Annotated in this window: 21 protein-coding genes; 14 read left to right on the top strand and 7 right to left on the bottom strand. The window is 29.0% G+C overall.

All coding sequences use genetic code 11. The annotated features are described in order from the left end of the window. Positions 1–155: 155 nt before the first annotated feature. The gene (locus IO99_RS10350) at positions 156–704 is read right to left on the bottom strand and encodes a chromate transporter (RefSeq protein ID WP_035133115.1); all 549 of its coding nucleotides are present in this window, start codon (positions 702–704) and stop codon (positions 156–158) included. Further along, positions 705–1,271 carry a chromate transporter gene (locus tag IO99_RS10345; protein ID WP_035133113.1) on the bottom strand — a complete coding sequence of 189 codons (567 nt, stop codon included), beginning with the start codon at positions 1,269–1,271 and terminating at the stop codon, positions 705–707. Between the two features lie 100 nt (positions 1,272–1,371). Between IO99_RS10345 and IO99_RS10340 the strand changes: the two genes are divergently transcribed. Next, on the top strand, positions 1,372–1,794 hold the full coding sequence (locus IO99_RS10340; RefSeq protein WP_035133111.1) for a YaaR family protein: 423 nt from the start codon (positions 1,372–1,374) through the stop codon (positions 1,792–1,794). Between the two features lie 128 nt (positions 1,795–1,922). Here the strand turns inward: IO99_RS10340 and IO99_RS10335 are convergent, their stop codons facing one another. Next, on the bottom strand, positions 1,923–3,827 hold the full coding sequence (locus IO99_RS10335) for an NAD(+) synthase (RefSeq protein WP_035133109.1): 1,905 nt from the start codon (positions 3,825–3,827) through the stop codon (positions 1,923–1,925). Between the two features lie 82 nt (positions 3,828–3,909). Then, positions 3,910–4,575, bottom strand: coding sequence for a flavin reductase family protein (locus tag IO99_RS10330; protein WP_035133107.1), 666 nt, complete (start codon positions 4,573–4,575; stop codon positions 3,910–3,912). A 393-nt stretch (positions 4,576–4,968) separates the two neighbouring features. Between IO99_RS10330 and IO99_RS10325 the strand changes: the two genes are divergently transcribed. From IO99_RS10325 to IO99_RS19335, 6 genes are all read left to right on the top strand, one after another. Continuing rightward, entirely contained in the window at positions 4,969–5,220 is a 252-nt protein-coding gene (locus tag IO99_RS10325) for a TetR/AcrR family transcriptional regulator (protein ID WP_051824045.1), read from the top strand. After that, positions 5,184–5,537, top strand: coding sequence for a hypothetical protein (locus IO99_RS10320; protein ID WP_035133105.1), 354 nt, complete (start codon positions 5,184–5,186; stop codon positions 5,535–5,537). Before IO99_RS10325 ends, IO99_RS10320 begins: the two co-directional genes overlap by 37 nt. Positions 5,538–5,624: 87 nt before the next feature. After that, positions 5,625–6,308: a hypothetical protein gene (locus IO99_RS10315; protein WP_035133103.1), complete on the top strand. Its 684-nt coding sequence runs from the start codon at positions 5,625–5,627 to the stop codon at positions 6,306–6,308. Between the two features lie 280 nt (positions 6,309–6,588). After that, on the top strand, positions 6,589–7,986 hold the full coding sequence (locus IO99_RS10310) for an aldehyde dehydrogenase (RefSeq protein ID WP_156964336.1): 1,398 nt from the start codon (positions 6,589–6,591) through the stop codon (positions 7,984–7,986). 109 nt (positions 7,987–8,095) lie between these two features. Then, positions 8,096–8,914 (top strand): M55 family metallopeptidase, encoded by an 819-nt coding sequence (locus tag IO99_RS10305; protein ID WP_035133099.1) that lies wholly within the window; start codon positions 8,096–8,098, stop codon positions 8,912–8,914. 75 nt (positions 8,915–8,989) lie between these two features. Next, positions 8,990–9,127, top strand: a complete 138-nt coding sequence (locus IO99_RS19335; protein ID WP_167403140.1) for a clostri-philic family protein — start codon at positions 8,990–8,992, stop codon at positions 9,125–9,127. Between the two features lie 51 nt (positions 9,128–9,178). Here IO99_RS19335 and IO99_RS10300 read toward each other — a convergent pair whose 3' ends face one another. Then, positions 9,179–10,036: an AraC family transcriptional regulator gene (locus tag IO99_RS10300; protein ID WP_035133097.1), complete on the bottom strand. Its 858-nt coding sequence runs from the start codon at positions 10,034–10,036 to the stop codon at positions 9,179–9,181. A 177-nt stretch (positions 10,037–10,213) separates the two neighbouring features. Between IO99_RS10300 and IO99_RS10295 the strand changes: the two genes are divergently transcribed. From IO99_RS10295 to dhaS, 4 genes are all read left to right on the top strand, one after another. Further along, the gene (locus tag IO99_RS10295; protein ID WP_035133096.1) at positions 10,214–11,446 is read left to right on the top strand and encodes a dicarboxylate/amino acid:cation symporter; all 1,233 of its coding nucleotides are present in this window, start codon (positions 10,214–10,216) and stop codon (positions 11,444–11,446) included. An 83-nt stretch (positions 11,447–11,529) separates the two neighbouring features. Beyond that, positions 11,530–12,720 carry a pentapeptide repeat-containing protein gene (locus tag IO99_RS10290; RefSeq protein ID WP_035133094.1) on the top strand — a complete coding sequence of 397 codons (1,191 nt, stop codon included), beginning with the start codon at positions 11,530–11,532 and terminating at the stop codon, positions 12,718–12,720. A 186-nt stretch (positions 12,721–12,906) separates the two neighbouring features. Next, positions 12,907–13,671 carry an ATP-binding protein gene (locus IO99_RS10285; RefSeq protein ID WP_035133093.1) on the top strand — a complete coding sequence of 255 codons (765 nt, stop codon included), beginning with the start codon at positions 12,907–12,909 and terminating at the stop codon, positions 13,669–13,671. A gap of 197 nt (positions 13,672–13,868) precedes the next feature. Continuing rightward, the gene (gene dhaS / locus IO99_RS10280; protein ID WP_035133092.1) at positions 13,869–14,435 is read left to right on the top strand and encodes a dihydroxyacetone kinase transcriptional activator DhaS; all 567 of its coding nucleotides are present in this window, start codon (positions 13,869–13,871) and stop codon (positions 14,433–14,435) included. A 92-nt stretch (positions 14,436–14,527) separates the two neighbouring features. Here dhaS and IO99_RS10275 read toward each other — a convergent pair whose 3' ends face one another. Beyond that, entirely contained in the window at positions 14,528–15,970 is a 1,443-nt protein-coding gene (locus tag IO99_RS10275) for a WG repeat-containing protein (RefSeq protein WP_035133091.1), read from the bottom strand. Positions 15,971–16,102: 132 nt separating this feature from the next. Continuing rightward, positions 16,103–17,671 carry a DEAD/DEAH box helicase gene (locus tag IO99_RS10270; RefSeq protein ID WP_035133090.1) on the bottom strand — a complete coding sequence of 523 codons (1,569 nt, stop codon included), beginning with the start codon at positions 17,669–17,671 and terminating at the stop codon, positions 16,103–16,105. A 248-nt stretch (positions 17,672–17,919) separates the two neighbouring features. Here IO99_RS10270 and IO99_RS10265 point away from each other — a divergent pair, with 248 nt between their 5' ends. The 3 genes from IO99_RS10265 to IO99_RS10255 are packed head-to-tail and all read left to right on the top strand — an operon-like array spanning position 17,920 to position 21,297. After that, positions 17,920–19,167 (top strand): M16 family metallopeptidase, encoded by a 1,248-nt coding sequence (locus tag IO99_RS10265; protein ID WP_035133089.1) that lies wholly within the window; start codon positions 17,920–17,922, stop codon positions 19,165–19,167. 37 nt (positions 19,168–19,204) lie between these two features. Then, entirely contained in the window at positions 19,205–20,068 is an 864-nt protein-coding gene (recX, locus tag IO99_RS10260) for a recombination regulator RecX (RefSeq protein ID WP_035133088.1), read from the top strand. Positions 20,069–20,109: 41 nt separating this feature from the next. Then, complete coding sequence (locus IO99_RS10255; protein WP_035133087.1) at positions 20,110–21,297, top strand: transglutaminase-like domain-containing protein; 1,188 nt, start codon at positions 20,110–20,112, stop codon at positions 21,295–21,297. Positions 21,298–21,335: the final 38 nt, after the last annotated feature.

Raw genomic sequence — 21,335 nt, 5'->3', positions numbered from 1 at the left:
CTATACATGAGTCTCATTATTTAATGCAAAGCCAGACTTAAAGCCAAGATGTTGACATTGCCATAGGATAATCCTACTAATTACTCCCTCATATGTAATTATATTTTATACATTAATTATAAGGGATGTACTAATAAATTACAAGATATTTTTTATTAAAATTTAGCAAGCAAATTAGGTATCATTCCATAGAATAATATACCTAAAAATGCTGCAATAACAATAATTAATATAGGATGAATTTTAGTTTTATAAAGTAGAAAACCAATAATTGCAGCTATTATTAAACTGTTTAAATCTCTGTAGGATTCATAACTAAGAGTTATAAATACAGAGATTATAAGTCCAATAAGAGCAGGTCTCATTCCTTTTAAAGCATGAGCTAGTATCTTTGAATTTTTAAATTTATTAAAGAAGTAGTTAGCAAAGGATATGAGTATGAAGGATGTAGTGACAACCCCTAGTGTAGATAGAACACTTCCTATAATTCCGCCAGTTTTATAGCCTACAAAGGTTGCAGCATTTATAGCTATAGGACCCGGAGTCATTTGAGATATACCTATGATATCCATGAAATCAGTTTGAGATAGCCAAGCATTGTTGTCCACAATTTCCTTTTGAATTAAAGGAAGCATAGCGTATCCACCACCAAAGCCGAAGGTTCCAATTTTAAGAAATGCTAAATATAGCTTTAGGAATAGCATCTAATTTTCCTCCTTTGTATTTTTATAATTATCAATGTGGTGATTTCTATTAATATATATTCCATATACAGCAGCAATAAGAATTAAATATACTGGATTTACATTCATAAATACACTAAGAATTACAGTGATTATTACAATAATTATATTAACAGCTGTTTTATCTAAAACCTTTGCCAAGCTATTTACACCTACTAAAATTAGAAGAGGAACGGCAGCATTGATGCCTTTAAAGATAAGTTCAATGACATAAAGGTTTCTAAATTTACTAAAGGCCATAGCTATAATTACTATAATGATAAAAGAGGGAAGAGCTACACCTAAAAGTCCTAAGATAGCTCCTAGAACTCCATTAATTTTGTATCCAATGAAGGTACAGCTATTTATTGCTAAGGCTCCAGGAAAGCTTTGAGATATAGCTATTATATCTATAAATTCATCTTTGTCTATCCAATGGTTTTTATCTACAACTTCTCTTTCAATAAGTGGAATCATGGCATAACCACCACCAAAGGTAAAGGCACCTATCTTAAAGAAGGTTATAAACATATTAATTAAAGTTTTCATAATTGCCTCCTAAATTAATTTAATCTGTAAATAGTAAGAAAATATAGCTAAAATCCTTAACCTTATTTATAATATAATTAAAGGACAAGGGGGTGTTCACATGGAGATATCAAAAGTAGGAAGAAATACTCCAATACAAAGAGAAAGTAAAGTTGTAAATAACAAACAAGACTTCTCTAAAAATTTTAGCTTTGCTAGAGAGCAAAAATCAGAAGAAGATCTTAAGAAAATGCTTAAAAATATAAAATCTAAAGGTAGCAGACTTGTAATTTCAAAGTGCTATGCTGATGTTAGAGCTTATAAAAAAGAAATAAAAGAATACCTAGAATCAGTACTTTCATTTATGTATTCTATAAAAAAAGATATAAGCTTTTGGCAAACTCAGTACTTTGTTACAGTAGAGACTATTGACAATAAATTAGAAGAACTAACTCAGATGCTACTTAAAGAAGAAAGAGAAAACTTAGATATAGCTAGCACTATAGATGAAATTTCAGGTCTCATTGTAGATATTTATAGATAATTATAAATTAATATCTCTAATTATCTTCATTATTAAGTTATAGTATAATTTTATACTTTACATATTAAGTTAAGGACCACTGGTAATAAAAAGACAATTACCAGTGGTATTTAATTATATTTTTAAAGTTAAAGAAATCCGTTATAGCTAGCATCTGATGGCATTCTTAAATCTCCTCTCGGAGAAAGGCTTATAGATCCAACCTTAGGACCATCAGGTAGAGCAGAACGCTTAAATTGTTGAGTAAAGAATCGAGTCATAAATTTATTAAGCCATTTACTAATTACATCATCATCATATGTCCCCTTAAAAGCAACCTTAGCTAAGAATTCTATACGTTCCTTAGAAGCACCGTGCTTCATGAAATGATATAGGAAGAAATCGTGAAGTTCATAAGGACCTACAATATCTTCAGTCTTTTGAGTAATGTTTCCATCTTTGTCTTTAGGAAGTAGTTCTGGACTTACAGGAGTATCTAAAATATCAATAAGGATTTTACTTATCTCAGGAGTGCTTTCATGGTCAGCCACATAATCCACTAGGTATCTCACAAGGGTTTTTGGAATAGAACAGTTTACAGAATACATGGACATATGATCTCCATTATAAGTACACCATCCAAGAGCTAACTCAGATAAATCCCCAGTCCCAATTAACAGTCCACCTTCTTTATTAGCAAGGTCCATAAGAATTTGTGTTCTTTCCCTTGCTTGAACATTTTCATAGGTTACATCATGTTGCTCTACAGGATGACCAATATCTTTAAAATGTTGTAGGCAAGCAGGTACAATATTTATTTCTCTTAAGTCTGTACCTAGATACTTGCAAAGATCTAAGGCATTATTATATGTTCTATCTGTAGTACCAAAGCCAGGCATAGTAATGGTTACAATATTTTCTCTAGGCATTTTCAACATATCAAAGGTTTTTACTACCACTAGAAGAGCTAGAGTAGAATCAAGACCACCAGAAATTCCTATAACTGCCTTCTTTAAACCAGTATGCTCAAATCTTTTAGCTAGAGCTGAAGTTTGAATATTAAATATCTCTTTAGATCGTTTATCTCTTTCAAGAGGATTACTAGGTACAAAAGGATGTTTATCTATATATTTATCAAAATTATTAATAGCTATATTATTAAATTCAAAGTATATAGTTTCCATATCAAAAGGAATTAGCACTTTATTATCTCTAAAGCTTATATTTTTTAATCTTTCAGCCTTTAATTTATCTACATCAATAATTGCAGTAATAATTTCATTTTTGCGATTAAATCTTTCATTTTCAGATAAGATTCCACCATTTTCACTGATTAAAAGATGACCACTAAATAATACATCAGTAGTAGATTCAAAGACTCCACTAGAAGAATAGATATAGGAACTCATACATCTAGCACTTTGATTTTTAATTAAGTCTCTTCTATAATCAGCCTTGCTAACCAATTCATTAGATGAAGATAAATTACATATTACATTACAACCAGCTAAAGATAAGAAGCTACTTGGTGGAATAGTAACCCAAAGGTCTTCACAAATTTCCACTCCAATACTAATATCACCACTTCTAAATATTAGGTTAGTTCCAAAATATATATTGTCTTGGAAAGGAAGTTTAACTATTCTAGAAGTTATATTAAGACCACTGCTAAACCAACGTTTTTCATAGAATTCAGAAGCATTAGGTAAGTAACTTTTTGGAACAATACCTAAAACTTTTCCATTAAAGATAAGATAAGCTGCATTATAAAGCACATCATCATATTCAAAAGGAGCACCTACAGCAAATAAGATATCTCTTCCTTCGGAAAATACACAAAGATTTTCAATAGCTACTTCTGCTTTTTTTAGTAGTTTTTGTTGAAAGAATAAATCAGCACAACTATAGGAGGTTATAGATAATTCAGGAAAAACTAAAATTTTAACTTGTTCTTCTATAGCTTTTTCAACACATTTTTTTATTTCATTTAAGTTAAAGTCAACATCTGCTACCTTAGTAATAGGACAAGCAGAACCAACCTTTATAAAGTTCATTAAACATCGCACCTTTCATATTAAAGATATTTCTTATATACGAGTTCTTTTTTTAGTTTTAGTTTTTTTAGGTTTATTACTCTTAATATTTTTTTTTATTATGTAATTGTTCTTTCTCCACTATGGCAGTTTTTGTGGTTTCGTTATGTTTTTTTATGCCTTTATTTTTAAGTTTAATAGTAGCTTTTCTAGCCACAGAATATCCGAATTTTCCAATAGGCTTAGGAGCTAAACTAAAGTATTCACCATGAGAGTATGAAAGTAGGTCTCCTTTATCAAAGTGAATTTTTCCTTTTTCATCGATAAGTGTATTCTCCACATGGCAGTTAACTATTTCAGCTAAAAATAAATCATGGGTACCTAGGGGAGTTATAGATTTTACTACACACTCAAAGGCAACGGGACATTGATTAATAATACTACAGGAAATATCCTTAGCTTCACTGAGAGACAAGTTCATATCCTTAAACTTGTCATTGGTTCTTCCGCTTTTAACTCCACAGTAATCCACAGCTTTAACTAGATTACTAGAAGCTAGATTTACTACAAAGGAACCACTTTCTTTTATATATTCATAGGATAATCTTTCAGGACGAATAGCAACTGTAATCATAGGGGGCTTAGTACAAGCTGTACCTATCCAACCTACAGTAAACACATTATCCTTTCCTTCAGAATTTCTACTAGTTATCATTACTGCTGGAACAGGATTTAGCATAATACTACCCTTAAAAGTAGTTTTAGCCATAATATCACATCACTTTCTAATTTTAACATAAACCTAATATAAATAAACTTAATTATTTTTGTCTCATATGTATTATATAGCAAGTTGGGTATATTTATCAAAAATAATAGCCATCTAAGCTATAGATATTTATTATAGTACAATAATTTAAATTAATCTTTAGTTTTGATTACCCGTTTTAGTAGGTGTAAGAAATTTTGGGGAAATTTTAAGTATAAACAGTATGTTTTTATTCATAACTCTAGATTATAATATAGTTATAGGGAAATTCTTAACTTATATTAAGGAACATTTTGCTTCAATGAGTTAGGTTAAAATAGCAAGACATATTGACCTATAAAAAAATTTAATATATAATCAACTTGAACATAGTTCAAATGAGGAGTAGATATAATGAATAAGTTCTCAGAAAACCCAAGAGAGGTTATACTTGAAGGAGCAAAAGAAATTGCTTTAGAGCAAGGAATTTCAGCAATAAATATAAGGGCTGTAGCCAGTAGATGTAAAATTTCTGTAGGAACAGTTTATAATTCATTTTCCACAAAAAGTGAATTAGTGGTGGCAGTGGTTGAAGATTTTTGGAGAGAAGCATTTAATGATTTTCATAAGTGTTTAAAAGGAGAAAAAATATTTTTGAAAAGATAGAGCTATTATATAATAATCTTTTTGTTTACCTAGGTAAATTTCAAGAAAATTGGATTGAGCAGTTAGCTTTATTAAGTAGTAGCGAAAAATCTCTAGGAAGAAAAAGAGAACATGAGTTTTTTGAAAAGGTCTGTAAAAGTATAGTTATTCTTTTGGATTCACAAGACATTATTAGTGATAAAACTTGGACTGATAATTTAACTAAGGAGAAGATGGCTAAATTTATTTTTAGTAACATGTTAGCTATGCTTAAAGCTAGAGAAGAGGATATAACTTTTTTTATGGATGCTTTAAAGAGAATTATTTATTTAAAATAAAGTTAAACAATCATGCTGTACTAACGTATGGCATTTTATATACTTTCAAAATGAACGATGTTCAAATAAAATATGAGGTGATATATTATGCAAGGAATTATGGAAACACTTTTTGACATTCTTTATCTTTCTACAGTTATAATAATGGGAATTATTATGATTAAAAAAAGTGGACAAAATAAGCAATATAGATTATTTGGAATTATGGCAGTGATTTTAGGATGTGGAGATGCATTCCATCTAGTACCAAGGGCATATGGATTACTTACCACTGGTTTAGAAGCTAATGCTGTGGCTTTAGGCATAGGAAAACTAATTACATCTATTACAATGACTATATTTTATGTGGTGCTATATCATATATGGAGAATTCGTTATGATGTTAAAGCTGAAAAAAGATTAACTAATATTATCTATGGATTAGCTATTGTTAGAATTATATTATGTGCATTCCCACAAAATCAATGGTTATCATATAATGCTCCAGTTTCCTGGGGAATATATCGTAACATTCCTTTTGCGTTAATAGGACTTATAATCATATGGATTTTCCATAATAAAATTAAAGAAAACAATGATAAAGGCTTTAAATTTATGCCTATTGCAATAATTTTATCCTTTGGATTCTATATTCCTGTTGTGCTATGGTCAAATACTTTACCGAGCATAGGAATTCTTATGATACCTAAGACTTTAGCCTATGTATGGATTGTATTTATGGGATATAAAGAGATGAAAAAACTCTCAAACCCGCATGGTGTAAACAACTAGTTAACTATTTTAATATTTATATAGTTCTCTAGGTGACTATTTAAATAGTATCCTAGGTAAAATTTTAAATAGTTATATAAGATAAATTTTTTAAATTATAATATTTAGCATATTAAATGTTTTTAAATTATAAATTCTTAAACCGTTTGAAATAAATTATCCCTTTTAAAGACCTACTTAAAAATAAAATTTTTAAGTAGGTCTTTGTTATGGAGCTATGTAGTATAATATGTAAAAATAGTATAAAATATAGTTATTGAAATAGGTATAATGAGGAGTGATTAGGTTTATGGAATTAAGTTCGATTGATGTAGATAAAATTATAGAAGATCACTATAAGTTTTTTGAGTCAAAAAAAAGTCGTGATATAGATTTTCGTATTAATCAATTAAGAAGTTTAAAGTCTGCTATAAAAAAGTATGAATATAAAATATATGAAGCATTATATAAAGATTTAGGAAAGTGTGAGTTTGAATCTTATACTACAGAGGTAGGCTTTGTATTAAGTAGTATTAGTCACACTATAAAGAATTTAAAGAAGTGGGCAAAGAAAGAAAAGGTAAAAACGCCTTTGTACTTATTTCCTGCAAAAAGTTTTGTAATTTCTGAGCCCTATGGAACGGTTCTAATTATAGGACCTTATAATTATCCATTTCAACTTTTGATAGAACCTTTGGTGGGAGCACTTGCTGCTGGAAATTGTGTAGTATTAAAACCATCTGAAAATGTGCCCAATTTATCAAGAGTAATTACAGAAATGATTACTGAAACATTCCCTAAGGAGTATATACGCTCAGTGGAAGGTGGAATAGAAACTAACACTTCATTGATTAATGGTACCTTTGATTATATCTTCTTTACAGGGAGTGCTCAAGTTGGGAAAATAATAATGGAAGCTGCTGCAAGAAACCTAGTTCCTGTTACTTTAGAATTAGGGGGGAAAAGTCCTGTAATTGTAGATGAAAGTGCAGATATTAGAGTGGCAGCTAAGCGTATAATTTGGGGCAAGACTATAAATGTAGGTCAAACCTGTGTAGCACCGGATTATGTAGTAGTAAATAACAAGGTGAAAGATGAATTAATTAAGGAATTAAAATTGCAAATTCAAAGCTTCTATGGTAAGGATGCTATGGAAAGTAAAGACTACGGAAGAATTGTTAATGATAGACATTTCCTAAGGCTTAAAAACATATTAGATAAAGAGGCAGATAAAATAATATATGGTGGAAAAGTAAATAGAGAAAAAAGATATATTGAACCTACACTTATAGATGCTTCATGGGAAGGTGCAGCTATGTCAGAAGAGATTTTTGGACCTATTCTTCCAATTATAAGCTTTAGTAATTTAGATGAGATAATAGGGGAAATTAAGAAATTATCAAAGCCATTAGCTCTGTATTTATTTACTGAAAACTATGAAGTAGAGGAAAAGGTTTTGGAAGAGATCTCCTCAGGTGGAGCTTGTATAAATGACACAATAACTCATTTAGCTAATCCAGAGTTACCTTTTGGAGGAGTTGGAAATTCAGGTATAGGAGCTTATCATGGTAAAGAAAGTTTTAAGACTTTTTCTCATAGAAGAAGTGTTGTAAGAAAAACTACTAAAATAAATATCCCAATAGTTTTTCCACCTTTTAATAAAAAAAATCTAGATAATGTAAAAAAACTTATGAAATAAACGGCTGTATGTTAACTAAATCAGTATTAGAACTTATTATACAAGAGGATTTCACTAGGGGCTTTTAAATATATATAAATAAATTATATGGTGATAAAGGGGGATTTTCATGAAGATTTATATTTCTGTGGACATTGAAGGAATCAGTGGAGTAACTAACTGGGGTTTTACTCATGAAGGTGGCTATAATTATGAAAGAGCAAGAATGTTTATGACAGAAGAAGTAAATGCAGTTATAAGAGGAGCTAAAAAAGCAGGAGCAGAAGAAATATTAGTAAATGACTCTCATGGACCTATGACAAGTATCCTTATTGAAGAATTAGATGAGGATGTAGTATTAATTAGTGGAAATAAAAAAATCCTTGGCATGATGGAGGGCATAGATAATACTTTTGATGCAGTTATGCTAATAGGATATCACGGAAGACATAATACTTCAGGAATCTTAGCTCATAGCTATAATGGTTCAGTGGTATCGGAAATAAAGTTAAATGGAAGAGTAGTAGGAGAATTTGAATTTAACTCCTTAGTGGCAGGATATTTTAAAGTTCCAGTGGTAATGACGTCAGGAGATAACATTTTAACAAGTCAAGCTAAAGAATTTAACAAGAATATAGAAGCTGTAGAAGTTAAAAAATCTCACAGTAGATATGTAGGTGAATGCATACAGCCAAAGAGAGTTCATAAAATGTTAGAATTATCAGCAGAGAAAGCTATTAATAATAAATCAGTAATACCTAACATATTAGAAGGTAAGGTAGAATTAGAAATAGCTTTTATGGATAGTGGAATGGCAGAAGGAACCTTATGTATTCCGGGAGTTCAGCTTATAGCACCTAATAGAATTAAGTACAAGGCAAAGGATATTATAGAAGCATATAAAATAAGAGGTGGTTTATTAACTTTAGCTGGGGCTTGGATGCGATAAAGCTTTAATAAAACATATAAAACACATAAAACCTTAAAAAAAGTAGAAACTATTTAAGGAAAGGATGTGTTTATTATGAAGAGAAAATCAGGTTCTAACAACCCAGCTCAGAAGGGAAAAAGAAGACAAAAGCTTCATGAGAATCAAAACAATGTTGGAGATCCTCAAAATAAGCCTGAATTTAAAGATTTCAATGGAAATGAAATAAAATAGTTAAATTGTGTTTTAAGAAGCTGTCTCAGAAGTAGTTTATTTTGAGACAGCTTATTTTATTTCATTTATATATTCTCGGGGTGATTTGTGAAAGAGCTTTTTAAAGCTACGTAGAAAACTAGAGTAATCCTTAAATCCACAGAGGGAACTAACCTTAGTTACTGGCTCACCAGATTTTATAAGTTCTTGAGCCATAAATAATCTCTTCTGAATTATATAGTTATGAAGAGTATACCCAGTTTCATTTTTGAATTTATGCATTAAATAATATTTACTTATAAAGAATTCTTTACATATAAGTTCAATGGATAGATCTTGTGATAGGTTATTGTTTATATATTTTAAAATCTCTTCAATTTGTTTATCGTATTTTAAAGAATCCTTAGTAGTAATATAAGTTTTATCAAGATAAAGTCTGTTAAGATATATAATTAGTTGAATAAAGAGAGAGTTGCCTAAAAGTTTACTTCCAAAATCTTGAGAGTTAAATGATACTTCTAAGGAAGATATGATATTTTTAAGGTTATTTTGAAATTTATCTTCAAGTCTTATTAAATTAAAACTCTTCTCTTTTGCTAGTTTAAAGCAAGTTGATAAATCGCAACCTTCATAATTATGATTTTCAATAAAACCTGAATTAGCCCAAATAATTATACGTTCATAGGTCTCATTAGAATCGATAATAGGCTTGTGCACATCATGATTGTTTACAAGTAGAATATCCCAAGGCTTTAAATAATAAGCCTTCCCTTCAATTAAATAAGTAACTTTTCCAGATAAAAAGATTATTATTTTATTAAAGTCATGATAATGAAACTCGAACTCTTGATTTTTTTTGTCCTTTATATGAAAAAGCTGAAAGTCTTTATTAAGATATCCAGATTTGTTACTTGAATATGTGTTATCCATAAAGATACCTCCAAAACTAAATATACTTCATTTATAATATTATTAAAAAAGCAGTTTTTGCAATGTTTTAAACAGTATATTCAATATTTATTGTACATAGTGTTGAATATAATAAGATTATAACATATATGAGAATTAAATTACTAATTATATTATTTTATTTAAGGAGAAGGAAAAATGGAGATTTTAAAAAATTATAAGTCCTCGATATTTTTAATAATTTCAGTTATTATAGGTGGAGTTATAGGGTTGATCATGGGAGAAAGGGCAAGTATTTTTGCCCCACTGGGAACAATATTTCTAAATTTAATATTTACAATACTGATACCATTAGTATTCTTTAGTATTTCATCGGCTATTGCTAATATGGATAGCTCAAAAAAATTAGGAAAGATACTTGGGATTACCATAGTAGTATTTGCATGTACGGCTATTATATCAGGAGTAATAGGGGTAACTAGTTTCAAAATTTTTAATCCTGCACAGGGATTAAATTCGTCTATGTTTATAGAGTTAATGAATAGTGCTCAAGTTGTAACTAGGGAGCAAGTAGGATTTTTAGAAAAAATAGTTTCTAGTATTACTGTAGGTGATTTTTCACAGTTGTTATCTAGAAGTAACCTATTGGCACTTATAATATTTTCTATGCTTATAGGTTTTGGAACTATGTTAGCAAAAGAAGAAGGAAAGGAGTTTTCTAATTTTTTAAGTAGTGGGGCTATAGTAGTAAATAAGGTGATAAATATAATAATGTATTATGCTCCAATAGGATTAGCAGCATATTTTGCCAACGTAGTTGGTCAATTAGGAAGTCAAATATTAAGTGGATATGCAAAGGTATTTGTACTATATTTGATAGTATCTATAGTATATTTTATTATATTCTTTACTCTTTATGCTTATATAGCAGGGGGAAAAGATGGCATAAAAGTTTTCTGGAAAAATTCCACAGGACCATCAGTGACAGCATTAGCTACTTGTTCTAGTGCAGCCTGTATTCCAGTAAATATTCAGGCAGCTAAAAATATGGGAGTATCTAGTTCCTTAGCTAATATAGTTATGCCTTTAGGTGTAAATATCCATAAGGATGGTTCAGTGATAGGTGGAATATATAAGATAATGTTTTTATTTGCTATATTCGGAAGAGACATTAATAGCTTGGGAACCTTAACTATTATTTTCATGGTGGGTTTACTAGTAGGAGCTGTTGTTGGTGCTATACCAGTAGGTGGTTCCATTGGTGAGATGCTAATTTTAAGTATATTTGGATTTCCTCCAGAGGCTTTAGCAATAATGTTAGTTATTGCAACTATAATTGATGCGCCCGCAACCTTATTAAATTCTGCAGGTAACACGGTTTGTACCATGGTAATATCTAAATTTACAGAAAAGAAAAAAACACTAAAATAAAGGTAGGAGTAATTCTTATATAAAGGTATCATACTAAGTGTATTAGTATAAAAAGTAGTAGATATTTAAAGGAGAGGACTTTTATGCCTTATATAAACTTTAAAGAAGAAGTGTTTAAGGGAAAGGAAGAGCTATATAAAAGAATAGAAAATAATAAGGAACTATTTAGTGAAATAAAAAATAATAAGAACAAAATTAGTATCCAACCAGATGAAAAGTATAGTTTTAGAATCATTAAAGATAGAACTATAAATAATTCTAAAACTGAAAATGAGGGGGATTTTTTAGAGATTACTGATAAAAATATCGTATGTACTGAGTTTATAAAGTGTAAATTTTATAATATAAAATTTAAAAATTGCACATTTGTTGCATGTAGGTTCATAGAATGTGACTTTGGGGGTGGAGGAGTAATTTTTGAGAATTGTACTATGATTTTAGAAGAAATTAATAATGTACCATCACTAAATAAAAAGGATAATCTATCCTGCAGTTTTGAAAAATGTAAATTATACTGTAAGTTTTTAAGCTCTAATATCACTTATTTAATAATTGATGAATGTGAACTTAAAGATACATCTTTTGAACTTACAGATATGTCTAATGCTATAATTATAAATTCTTATATGAAAAGAATTAATTTAATGGATGTGGACTTATCAGGAGGAAAAATAATATCAACTTACATTGAGGATTTAGAATTTAATGATAAGTTAAAAAGCAAACTAGATCCAAAAACTTTTTTTGATAAAATTCAGCCAAAGAAAAAAACTAAGGATGAATATGAAGGGATATATGAAGTATATGAAACCATTGCTGATAAATATAATGAAAATAATTTGAAGAACAACTTTGGAGAATACTATTATCTTTGTAAGAATATGCAAAGAAAGAGTTTGAAAAAGCTATTACCCAAAACAATATCTTATATTTATTGGTTTACCTGTGGGTATGGAGAACGAATATTATATCCATTAATAACCTCTTTAGTTTTAATACTAATTTTTGCAACTATGTATTTGACTTTGGGATATTCATCACAAAGCCAAATAATTAGTTACTGGTGGGGTATAGGTTTACCAAAAAGCTTCAATGAATTTCTAAGTCAAGTAAATCAATGTATAAATATAAGTGTTGAGGTATTTACAGGACTAGGATCTGATAATGAAACGCCAATACCGGCTTCTTTTATAGTAGCTAATACTGAGATGATAGTTGGAGTAATTATGATGGGGGTTGGAATAGGTACCTTAACAAGAAAATTAGTAAGATAAATAAAAATTTAGTTGCGTAACAAAAGTTACAGACCTATTATAGAAATCTAGTTATAATTAAGCTATATTAAATATAGTTTAATTTAAATTTGGTGTTGAAATTAAACAAAAGATAAGTGTGATAAAAAATATAATTTTGAGAAATATGATAAATTAGATTAAATAATAGGTTTAGGAGGATTTGTTATGAAGAGAAAAATAATTAAGATCCATGAGGAAAAGTGTAATGGCTGCGGATTATGTGTTACGGCTTGTCATGAAAAAGCTATAGAACTAGTCAATGGAAAGGCAAAGCTTGTTAGTGATATATATTGTGATGGATTAGGTGATTGCTTACCTAATTGTCCTACAGCAGCTATAGAGATTATAGAAAGAGAAGCAGATGAATATGATGATGATGCGGTAAAGGCAAGAATTTTAGAATTGGATAATAAGTCTAAAGAGATTAAACACATAAACGTTGGTGGGGAAGAAAAGTTGCCATGTGGATGTCCTGGGACAATGGCTAAAACTATTGAAAGAAAACCAATAATCACGATGGAAACTATGCCTAAAAAAAGAGAGAATACTAATGAAAACAACTCTGAGCTTATGCAATGGCCGGTACAATTGAACTTAATAAATACTAGTGCCCCATATCTAAAGGATGCTAACTTGTTAGTAGCAGCAGATTGTACAGCTTATGCTTATGGAAATTTCCATAGAGATTTTATGAATGGTAAAGTTACAGTAATAGGATGTCCAAAACTTGATGACAATGAACATTATAAGAATAAATTAACTGAAATACTTAAGAAGAACAATATAAAGAGTATAACTGTAGTTAGAATGGAAGTGCCATGCTGCTCAGGAATAGTAGCTTCAGTTAAAAGTGCCATGCTTCAAGCACAAATAATAGTTCCTTATAAAGAAGTAATCATTGGAACTAATGGCGATATAATAGAGGGATAATTGAATATATTTTAAGTGTGGAGCTATTTATAAATCGGTTAACTTAATAGATTTAACTAATTTATAGATAGCTTTTATTGATGTGTAAATATTTACAAATTTTAAAGATGGGCAATAGAAAATTAATGGATTAAAAGGATAATATAATGTATAGTAAATGTAAAGATGAAAAAATCCATGGGAGGAAATAAGTACCTATGTCAAATTCAATAATAACAAAAAAAGCATTAGCTAAATCTTTGAAGGAATTAATGAATTCTATACCTTTAAATAAGATATCTGTTAAAGAGATAGTTAATAACTGTGGATTAAATAGACAAACATTTTACTATCATTTTCAAGATATATACAATCTACTGGAATGGATTTATGAAACAGAAGCCGTAGAAAGCATATCACAATACAGAAGTTATAACACCTGGACTGACGGATTTCAAAAGATTTTCAACTATATAGAAAGCAATAGAAGATTTTGCATGAATACTTTAAATTCTTTAGGAAAGAATCACCTAGATTCATATCTTTACACAGTTACTTATGATTTAATTATTGGAGTAGTTAATGAAGTTTCTCAGAATATGAGAGCTACAGAAGACAATAAAAAGTTTATTGCAAATTTTTATACTTTAGCATTTACAGGTTTGGTAATTCAGTGGATGAATGGTGGAATGAAGGAAGATTCTCATAAGATTATTGAAAAGTTAAGTGAATTAGTAGAGGGTAACTTTATGAGAGCTTTAGAGAGATATGAAAAGGATGCATAATAAATATATCCATCATGCATCCTTTAAAACTGATATATTCTTTAAAGGATTAGTGTAATTATAAAATAACTCATATAACTATGATTTAAAAGTTACTTTAGTTTATTACCAGCTTCATCAATATAAAACCATTGGTTATCTAATTTTACAGATATAGGAGCTGTATCCCCAAAAGAAGGAATAATTTCATCATATATGATATCTGTAAATTTATTAGAGAATTTGTTAAAAAGACCCCATTTATTATCTTTACTTACTAAAAATATATTTTCAGTGTAGGGGTTAATAATATCATATTCGCATTTTAAAATTTCCTTTTGGGTTTTATCTATAAGACCCCATTTACCATTTAGGCATACTTGAAATATATTTCTAGATGAATCAATATTATAAACCTCATCATAAATAGGAGGAACTACCTCAATTCCATTAGAAGCTAAGATACCACATTTGCTTGACTTATAAACGGTAGCAAAGCCATCATAGAATGGATAAATTTCAGTATAGTCTGTGTTAAGTATAATTTCACCTTGTTTATTTATAAATACATTCTTACGGTTACCATCTTCATCTACATAGCTAGCAGCAAACATATCATCTTCAGAACCTAATTCAATATGTTCAAACTTAGGTTCAAAGAGCAATTCTCCTTTAGCATTCATAAGAGCAACCTTGTTGTCTAAGGAAGCTAGCAAAACATCACTTTCCCAAAAGGAGTTTATATAATCATATTTAAATGGAATGACAACATCACCATTCTTGTCTATACATCCAGTCTTACCATCAAGATATACTGTAGCTAGTCCATTAATAAATAAATCAGCCCTATCGTAAATAGGTTTAATTATCATTTTATCGTTAGTATTTATATAACCAAACTTTCCATCTATATCTACAGGAGCTAAATCATCATTGAAGCTTAAGTAATAAGAATATTTAGGTTCTACTATAGTTTTACTTTCTAGATTTACAAAACCAAATTTTCCGTTACTTTCAAGATGAACTATAGAATTGTTAGGCATTATGGCAGTATACTTGGGCTCTACCTTTAAATTAGTATTTAAAGCTATAAAGCCTTGGTAATTGTTTTCTGTTATAATGGCTATATTTTCCTCTCCACAATTATATATTGAAATGGGGGTTTCAGATACGAAATCAACTACTATATTGTTTTTAAAGTCTATACAACCATACTTACTGTTCTTTTTAACAGAAATGAGAGTATCAGATTCAATAGTAGCTTCTTCATAATCAAAAGGAATTATCACATTATTTTTTTTATCAATAGCACCCCAAAATCCATCTTTTTTTACAGGGGCTATATTGTTATAAAATGAATGTGCTTCGTCATAGGTTGGAGTTATAACTAGATTTTCTTCTGTATCAATAAATCCCCAGAGGCCTCTAAGTTTAACTGCTGCTAGGCCATCAGTGAAAGAGGAGGCTTCTTCATATTTATTATTGTTATTACAACCACTTAGAACAACACAGAAAATTAATAATACTATTAATAGAATTTTATTTAAAATCTTCATATATCCTCCTTTTAAAATATTATTTACTATATTTTAACATTATATTTTCTATAGGTATACAAGATTTAGCAAAAAATAAAAAATGCAGTATTATGTAAAATACCGCATTTTGGCTATATATTAGATGTAAATCTATTTTCTTTTATTAGATATTTCAATGTTTACTTTTCTTTTACCAAACATTTTTCCTTTAGAATTCTCTAATATTATATTTACAAGATTGCTAGGTACATCAACAAAGGAGAACTTATCAAGGATATCAATTCTTCCAATTTCTTTACCTTTAACACCGGCAGTGTTATCTAAAAATTCAATAACATCTTTAGCTCTGGCCTTGTCGAGCTTTCCTATAGATAAGAATAATCTTGTTGTATCATCTACATCTACAGACTCTTCAGCATAGTTACAATTTAATTCTTTATCAAACATTAGTTTAAGTAAAGAAGCAGTAACATCTTCAGCACCATACTCATTTATTAGTTCTTTAGCCATAGGTAAGAATGTGTTGTATGAGTCTTCTTGTAATACATTCCCAATGTTTTCTATTAAACTTCCAGATTTAGCAGAGAATATATCAGCTAAAGTAGGAATGTCTTTTTTTACTATTTTACTTTTAGTATGATTTTCTATTTGTCTTATAAAAGAAACTTCTTTTCTTGAAGCAAAGCTATAAGCAATACCTTCTTTATTAGCTCTTCCAGTTCTTCCTATTCTATGCACATAAGATTCTATATCTTGTGGCAAGTCATAGTTAATAACATGAGTAACATCTTCAACATCAATTCCACGAGCTGCAACATCAGTAGCTACAAGGAAATGTAGTTGTCCGCTCTTAAATTTAGCTAATGTGTTCATTCTTTGGCTTTGTTTCATATCTCCGTGCATACCTTCAACACTATAGCCTTTACCATGTAAAGCATCAACTAATTCATCTACACCTTTTTTAGTTTTACAGAACATTATTGTTGTAGTTGGATTATCTACGTCTAAAATTCTACAAAGTGAATCAAATTTATTAGATGAGTTAACTAAAAAGTATGATTGTTGTATTTTGGATACAGTCATGGATTTTTTAGCTATTACAATATGTTGAGCATCAGGTTTCATGTAATTTTTAGATAGGTTTTTTATTGGTCTTGGCATTGTAGCAGAGAATAAAAGCGTTTGTCTTTCCTCATTTAAGTTAGATAGGATACTTTCAATATCCTCAATAAATCCCATGTTTAACATCTCATCAGCTTCGTCTAAAACTAAGAATTTAACATTTTGAAGTTTTAATGTTCTTCTGTTAATGTGATCTAATATTCTTCCAGGAGTTCCAACTACAATATCTACTCCTCTTTTTAGAGCAGCAAGTTGTCTATCAAAGGATTGACCACCATAGATTGGTAGGATTTTATACTTTTCATACTTGCATAATTTCAAAAGTTCTTCGCTAACCTGAATAGCTAACTCTCTTGTTGGAGCTAATATTAAGGTTTGGATAGCTCCACCCTTAGGGCCCATGTTGCTAAGAATAGGTGCTCCGAAGGCAAGGGTTTTACCAGTTCCTGTTTGCGCTTGACCTATTATATCGTAACCTTGTAAACTTACAGGAATGCTTTTCTCTTGTATATCACTAGGATTTTCAAAGTTTAAGTCATTTATAGACTTTAATATGGAATCCTTAAGTCCAAGTTCTTCAAATTTAGTTTTTATCATTCATATTCCTCTTCTCTTTTTTCTTTAAATACATCTAATAGTAACACAGTAAATCCATAATAGCAATTGTAAACTGAAATTTTATCCCTAAGTATTTATCCCTAAGTATAATGAAATAAATAAAAATTATGCAGGTGGAAATATAAAACTCTATTACATTTATAGAAAATCATATATTATATTATGTGTAGATATAATTAGAATTATAGGTATAATTATATATAGATATTTTAAAGTAAGGAGAATATATGAAAAAATTTTTATTTGATACAATGGAAACATATTTGGAAAATGGACTTAGGTTAATAACTATAAAAAAAGAAACCCAAATAGCTTCTTTAAATATAGGAGTTATGGTTGGAGCTGTTTGTGAAGAAAAGCAAGAACGTGGTATATCTCATTTTATAGAGCATATGCTTTTTAAGGGAACTGTAAATAGAGATAATGAAAAATTAAATAGTGATTTAGAAAATTTAGGTGGAGAGTATAATGCTTATACAGATTATATGTCCACTGTTTTTAATACTACTACTTTAAACGAAGAATTAGATGTAAGTTTAGAATTGATTAGTGACTTACTTCAACATCCTACTTTTTTAGAGGAACACATTGAGAAGGAAAGAGGAGTAATATTAGCAGAATTAAGAAGTGGTAAGGATGATGTAGAAGATTTATCTTTTCAAAAAATAAATGATATGGCATTTACTCATAGTCCATTAAAAGTTGATGTAATAGGAAAAGAAGAGATTGTAAAGTCAATTAGTAGAGAAGATTTGATAAGATATTATAATAATCACTATGTTTCTAATAATACAGTGATAACAGTGGTATCATCTTATGAACATGAATATGTAATAGAGTTAGTAAAAAAATATTTTAGTCAGTGGAAAAGAAAAGAAGTAAATAAGCCTATTTTAAATTTTGAAAAAAATAAAGACAAATTTAAGATTACTCATAGAGATAATATGGAGCAGAGTACAATAATATATTTATATACCTTTAATGATCTAACTAAGAAGGAAGAGTTAGCTTTAAGAATATTAAATCACAAGTTTGGTGAGAGTTCTAATTCTATATTATTTAGAGAGCTTAGAGAAGATAGGGGACTTGCTTATGATATTTATACAAGTCTTGACTTAACAAACAACTTGAAAACTTTATATATCTATGCAGCAGTAGCACCAGAGGATGTTGATGCAACTATAGAAACCATAAATAATTGTATAGAAAAGATTAAAGAGGAAATAATTGTATTTGATGGTAATACTATAAATTTAATGAAAAAGGTGTTTAAGACTGCTATAGCTTCTACTTTAGAGGATTCAACAGATTTAGGAAATTATGTAGTACATCAGGCTATGGAAGAGGATAATTTATATCAATTTAATGAAGATATGGAGAATTTGAATTATATAGTAGCTCAAGATTTATATGAAGTAGCTAAGAAGGTACTAAATAAGCCTACAATTCATGTGCTTCTATGTGATAGGGAGTAAGGTATAAAATTTCTATAGATGATGGGAAGGAAGAACAGTGAGTAAAATAATTACTAAGATTGAAGCCCAAAAGAAAAAGGATAACAGAGTCAATATATTTATAAATGGTGAATTTGCCTTTGGATGTAGCAGTGAATTAGTATATTATCATAATTTATCTAAGGGAAAAGAAATTAATATTGAAGAACTAAAGAAAGTTATAGTTGAAGATAATTTTCTTACAGCAAAGACAAAGGCATTAAAGTATATTGAGAGAGCTCTAAAGAGTGAGTTTCAAGTGAGAGGATTTCTACAAAAGAAGGAATATGAAGATAGTGTCATAGACAGAGTTTTAGAATTTCTAAAGGCATATAAATTTATTGATGATGAATATTATGCAAAAGCTTTTGTAACACAAAATATTAGAATAGAAGGCAAAGGAAACATTAGATATAAACTTATAAAAAAGGGTATATCTGAGGAAATGATAAATAACATACTAAATGAAATTTCTTCTAAGGATGAAGAAACAGTGGCTTTAAAGTTAGCAGAAAAAAAACTTAAGGTGCTATGTAAAAATGAAGGCAATATAGTAAAAATAAAAAGTAAACTTAATACTTTTTTAATATCTAAGGGATATAATTTTGATACTATTAAATCAGTAGTAAATAAATTAGAAATTAAGGAAAAAGAAAATATAGAAGACTTTAGGTCAGATGGTTATAATCAGGTTAAGGAAAATCAATGGGGTGAACTTCTCAGTATTGCAGAGAAAAGATATGAACGCCTTAGCAAATCAGAAGAGGATGCAATTAAAATAAAGAAAAAATTACAGGATTTCCTTTTAAGAAAGGGTTATAATTACAGCGATATCAAAACTGTATTAAACAAGATTATTAAAGGTGAAGATTCCTATTATTAAATCTAGAAGAAAATCTAACAGGAGAGAAAAGGAGGGATAGAATGGAATTTTTAGAGGAGTATAATATAAATATTGTTTCATTAGTATTGGTTATAGCATTTGTATATCCTGTAATAATGGGCATTGTATTTAAATTGAAAAGTAAAAGCATGGTGGTTACAATTAAGGGTGTATTAACTTCTATGGCAATGGTTTGTTCAATAATACTAACTACTGTGGTGGTAAAAAATGTGTTTGCATTAGATAAGTATGGATTAGTTGAATATATATCCTCAAAGATTTCTCCATCCTTTGCTTATCTTATTACTAAATCTAAGCTATTTAATGGGATTATACTATTGTTTACATTCTTAATTATTTATCAGATATTTAAAGCCCTTATAGAATTTATCAGCAGGACTACTTTATATCCAGCTTCAGATGCCATTGATACCAGTATTAGGAATACAGGCAGAGGTACTAGAGCTTTATTAGGAGGAATATTTCAAATTCCTAAGGCTATATGTTATATGATAATATTATCAGCACTACTTAGCTATGCATCAATTTTTTTAAATAATCCAAAGCTAGATAATAAATTAAATTCATCTACCATATATAGTTATATTAATAAAAAGATTATAGAGCCTGTTACGGATTCTGAGATAGCTAAAAGTTTCCCCAATATATTAGAGAATTCATTTAAAGTAGTAGATGAGAAAAATAATATAGTAGATGATGTAAATGGATATCTTCAAGGGGTAGTTTTTTATAATGGAGTAACATTAGATGAGGGAATAAGATCTAATGAGATCATAGATAATACTGCGTTAAGTATAACTAGTAAGTATGATAATGATTATGATAAAGCAAGATCTTTATATGAATGGATAGGGAATGCTATAATTTATGATGATGATAAGGCTACAGAAGTTATGAATAATCCCATACCTACAGAGATTAATTCTGGAGCCATAAATACTTTTAATACAGGAAAAGGCGTTTGCTTTGACTATGCATGTTTATATGTTGCAATGTGTAAAGCAAATGATATACCAGTAAGGCTAATTGTAGGAGAAGGTTATAATGGAATGTCTTGGGTTAGTCACTCATGGAATGAAGTGTATATAAAGGAAATGGATAAATGGGTAAATGTGGATTCAACTTTTTATAATGCAGGGAATTATTTTGATAATGATACCTTTAATTCAGAGCATAGAAATAGAAAAATCGCAGGAGAATGGAAGTAAAAATTTAATTAAAACTTAAGTTTTAATTAGTATTTTAT

It is taken from the genome of Clostridium sulfidigenes (assembly GCF_000732635.1).
GTDB classification, from domain to species: domain Bacteria; phylum Bacillota; class Clostridia; order Clostridiales; family Clostridiaceae; genus Clostridium_J; species Clostridium_J sulfidigenes.
Note: the sequence above shows the minus strand (reverse complement) of the source record. Positions and strands in the feature narration are given on the sequence as shown.

What these genes read in the sequence shown, in the direction of transcription:
- IO99_RS10290 (WP_035133094.1), top strand. Translation starts at nt 11,530, where the DNA reads ATGCCTTATATAAACTTTAAAGAAGAAGTGTTTAAGGGAAAGGAAGAG.
- IO99_RS10335 (WP_035133109.1), bottom strand. Translation starts at nt 3,827, where the DNA reads ATGAACTTTATAAAGGTTGGTTCTGCTTGTCCTATTACTAAGGTAGCA.
- IO99_RS10350 (WP_035133115.1), bottom strand. Translation starts at nt 704, where the DNA reads ATGCTATTCCTAAAGCTATATTTAGCATTTCTTAAAATTGGAACCTTC.
- IO99_RS19335 (WP_167403140.1), top strand. Translation starts at nt 8,990, where the DNA reads ATGAAGAGAAAATCAGGTTCTAACAACCCAGCTCAGAAGGGAAAAAGA.
- IO99_RS10270 (WP_035133090.1), bottom strand. Translation starts at nt 17,671, where the DNA reads ATGATAAAAACTAAATTTGAAGAACTTGGACTTAAGGATTCCATATTA.
- IO99_RS10345 (WP_035133113.1), bottom strand. Translation starts at nt 1,271, where the DNA reads ATGAAAACTTTAATTAATATGTTTATAACCTTCTTTAAGATAGGTGCC.
- IO99_RS10325 (WP_051824045.1), top strand. Translation starts at nt 4,969, where the DNA reads ATGAATAAGTTCTCAGAAAACCCAAGAGAGGTTATACTTGAAGGAGCA.
- IO99_RS10305 (WP_035133099.1), top strand. Translation starts at nt 8,096, where the DNA reads ATGAAGATTTATATTTCTGTGGACATTGAAGGAATCAGTGGAGTAACT.
- IO99_RS10275 (WP_035133091.1), bottom strand. Translation starts at nt 15,970, where the DNA reads ATGAAGATTTTAAATAAAATTCTATTAATAGTATTATTAATTTTCTGT.
- IO99_RS10315 (WP_035133103.1), top strand. Translation starts at nt 5,625, where the DNA reads ATGCAAGGAATTATGGAAACACTTTTTGACATTCTTTATCTTTCTACA.
- IO99_RS10340 (WP_035133111.1), top strand. Translation starts at nt 1,372, where the DNA reads ATGGAGATATCAAAAGTAGGAAGAAATACTCCAATACAAAGAGAAAGT.
- IO99_RS10265 (WP_035133089.1), top strand. Translation starts at nt 17,920, where the DNA reads ATGAAAAAATTTTTATTTGATACAATGGAAACATATTTGGAAAATGGA.
- IO99_RS10255 (WP_035133087.1), top strand. Translation starts at nt 20,110, where the DNA reads ATGGAATTTTTAGAGGAGTATAATATAAATATTGTTTCATTAGTATTG.
- IO99_RS10295 (WP_035133096.1), top strand. Translation starts at nt 10,214, where the DNA reads ATGGAGATTTTAAAAAATTATAAGTCCTCGATATTTTTAATAATTTCA.
- IO99_RS10330 (WP_035133107.1), bottom strand. Translation starts at nt 4,575, where the DNA reads ATGGCTAAAACTACTTTTAAGGGTAGTATTATGCTAAATCCTGTTCCA.
- dhaS (WP_035133092.1), top strand. Translation starts at nt 13,869, where the DNA reads ATGTCAAATTCAATAATAACAAAAAAAGCATTAGCTAAATCTTTGAAG.
- IO99_RS10300 (WP_035133097.1), bottom strand. Translation starts at nt 10,036, where the DNA reads ATGGATAACACATATTCAAGTAACAAATCTGGATATCTTAATAAAGAC.
- IO99_RS10285 (WP_035133093.1), top strand. Translation starts at nt 12,907, where the DNA reads ATGAAGAGAAAAATAATTAAGATCCATGAGGAAAAGTGTAATGGCTGC.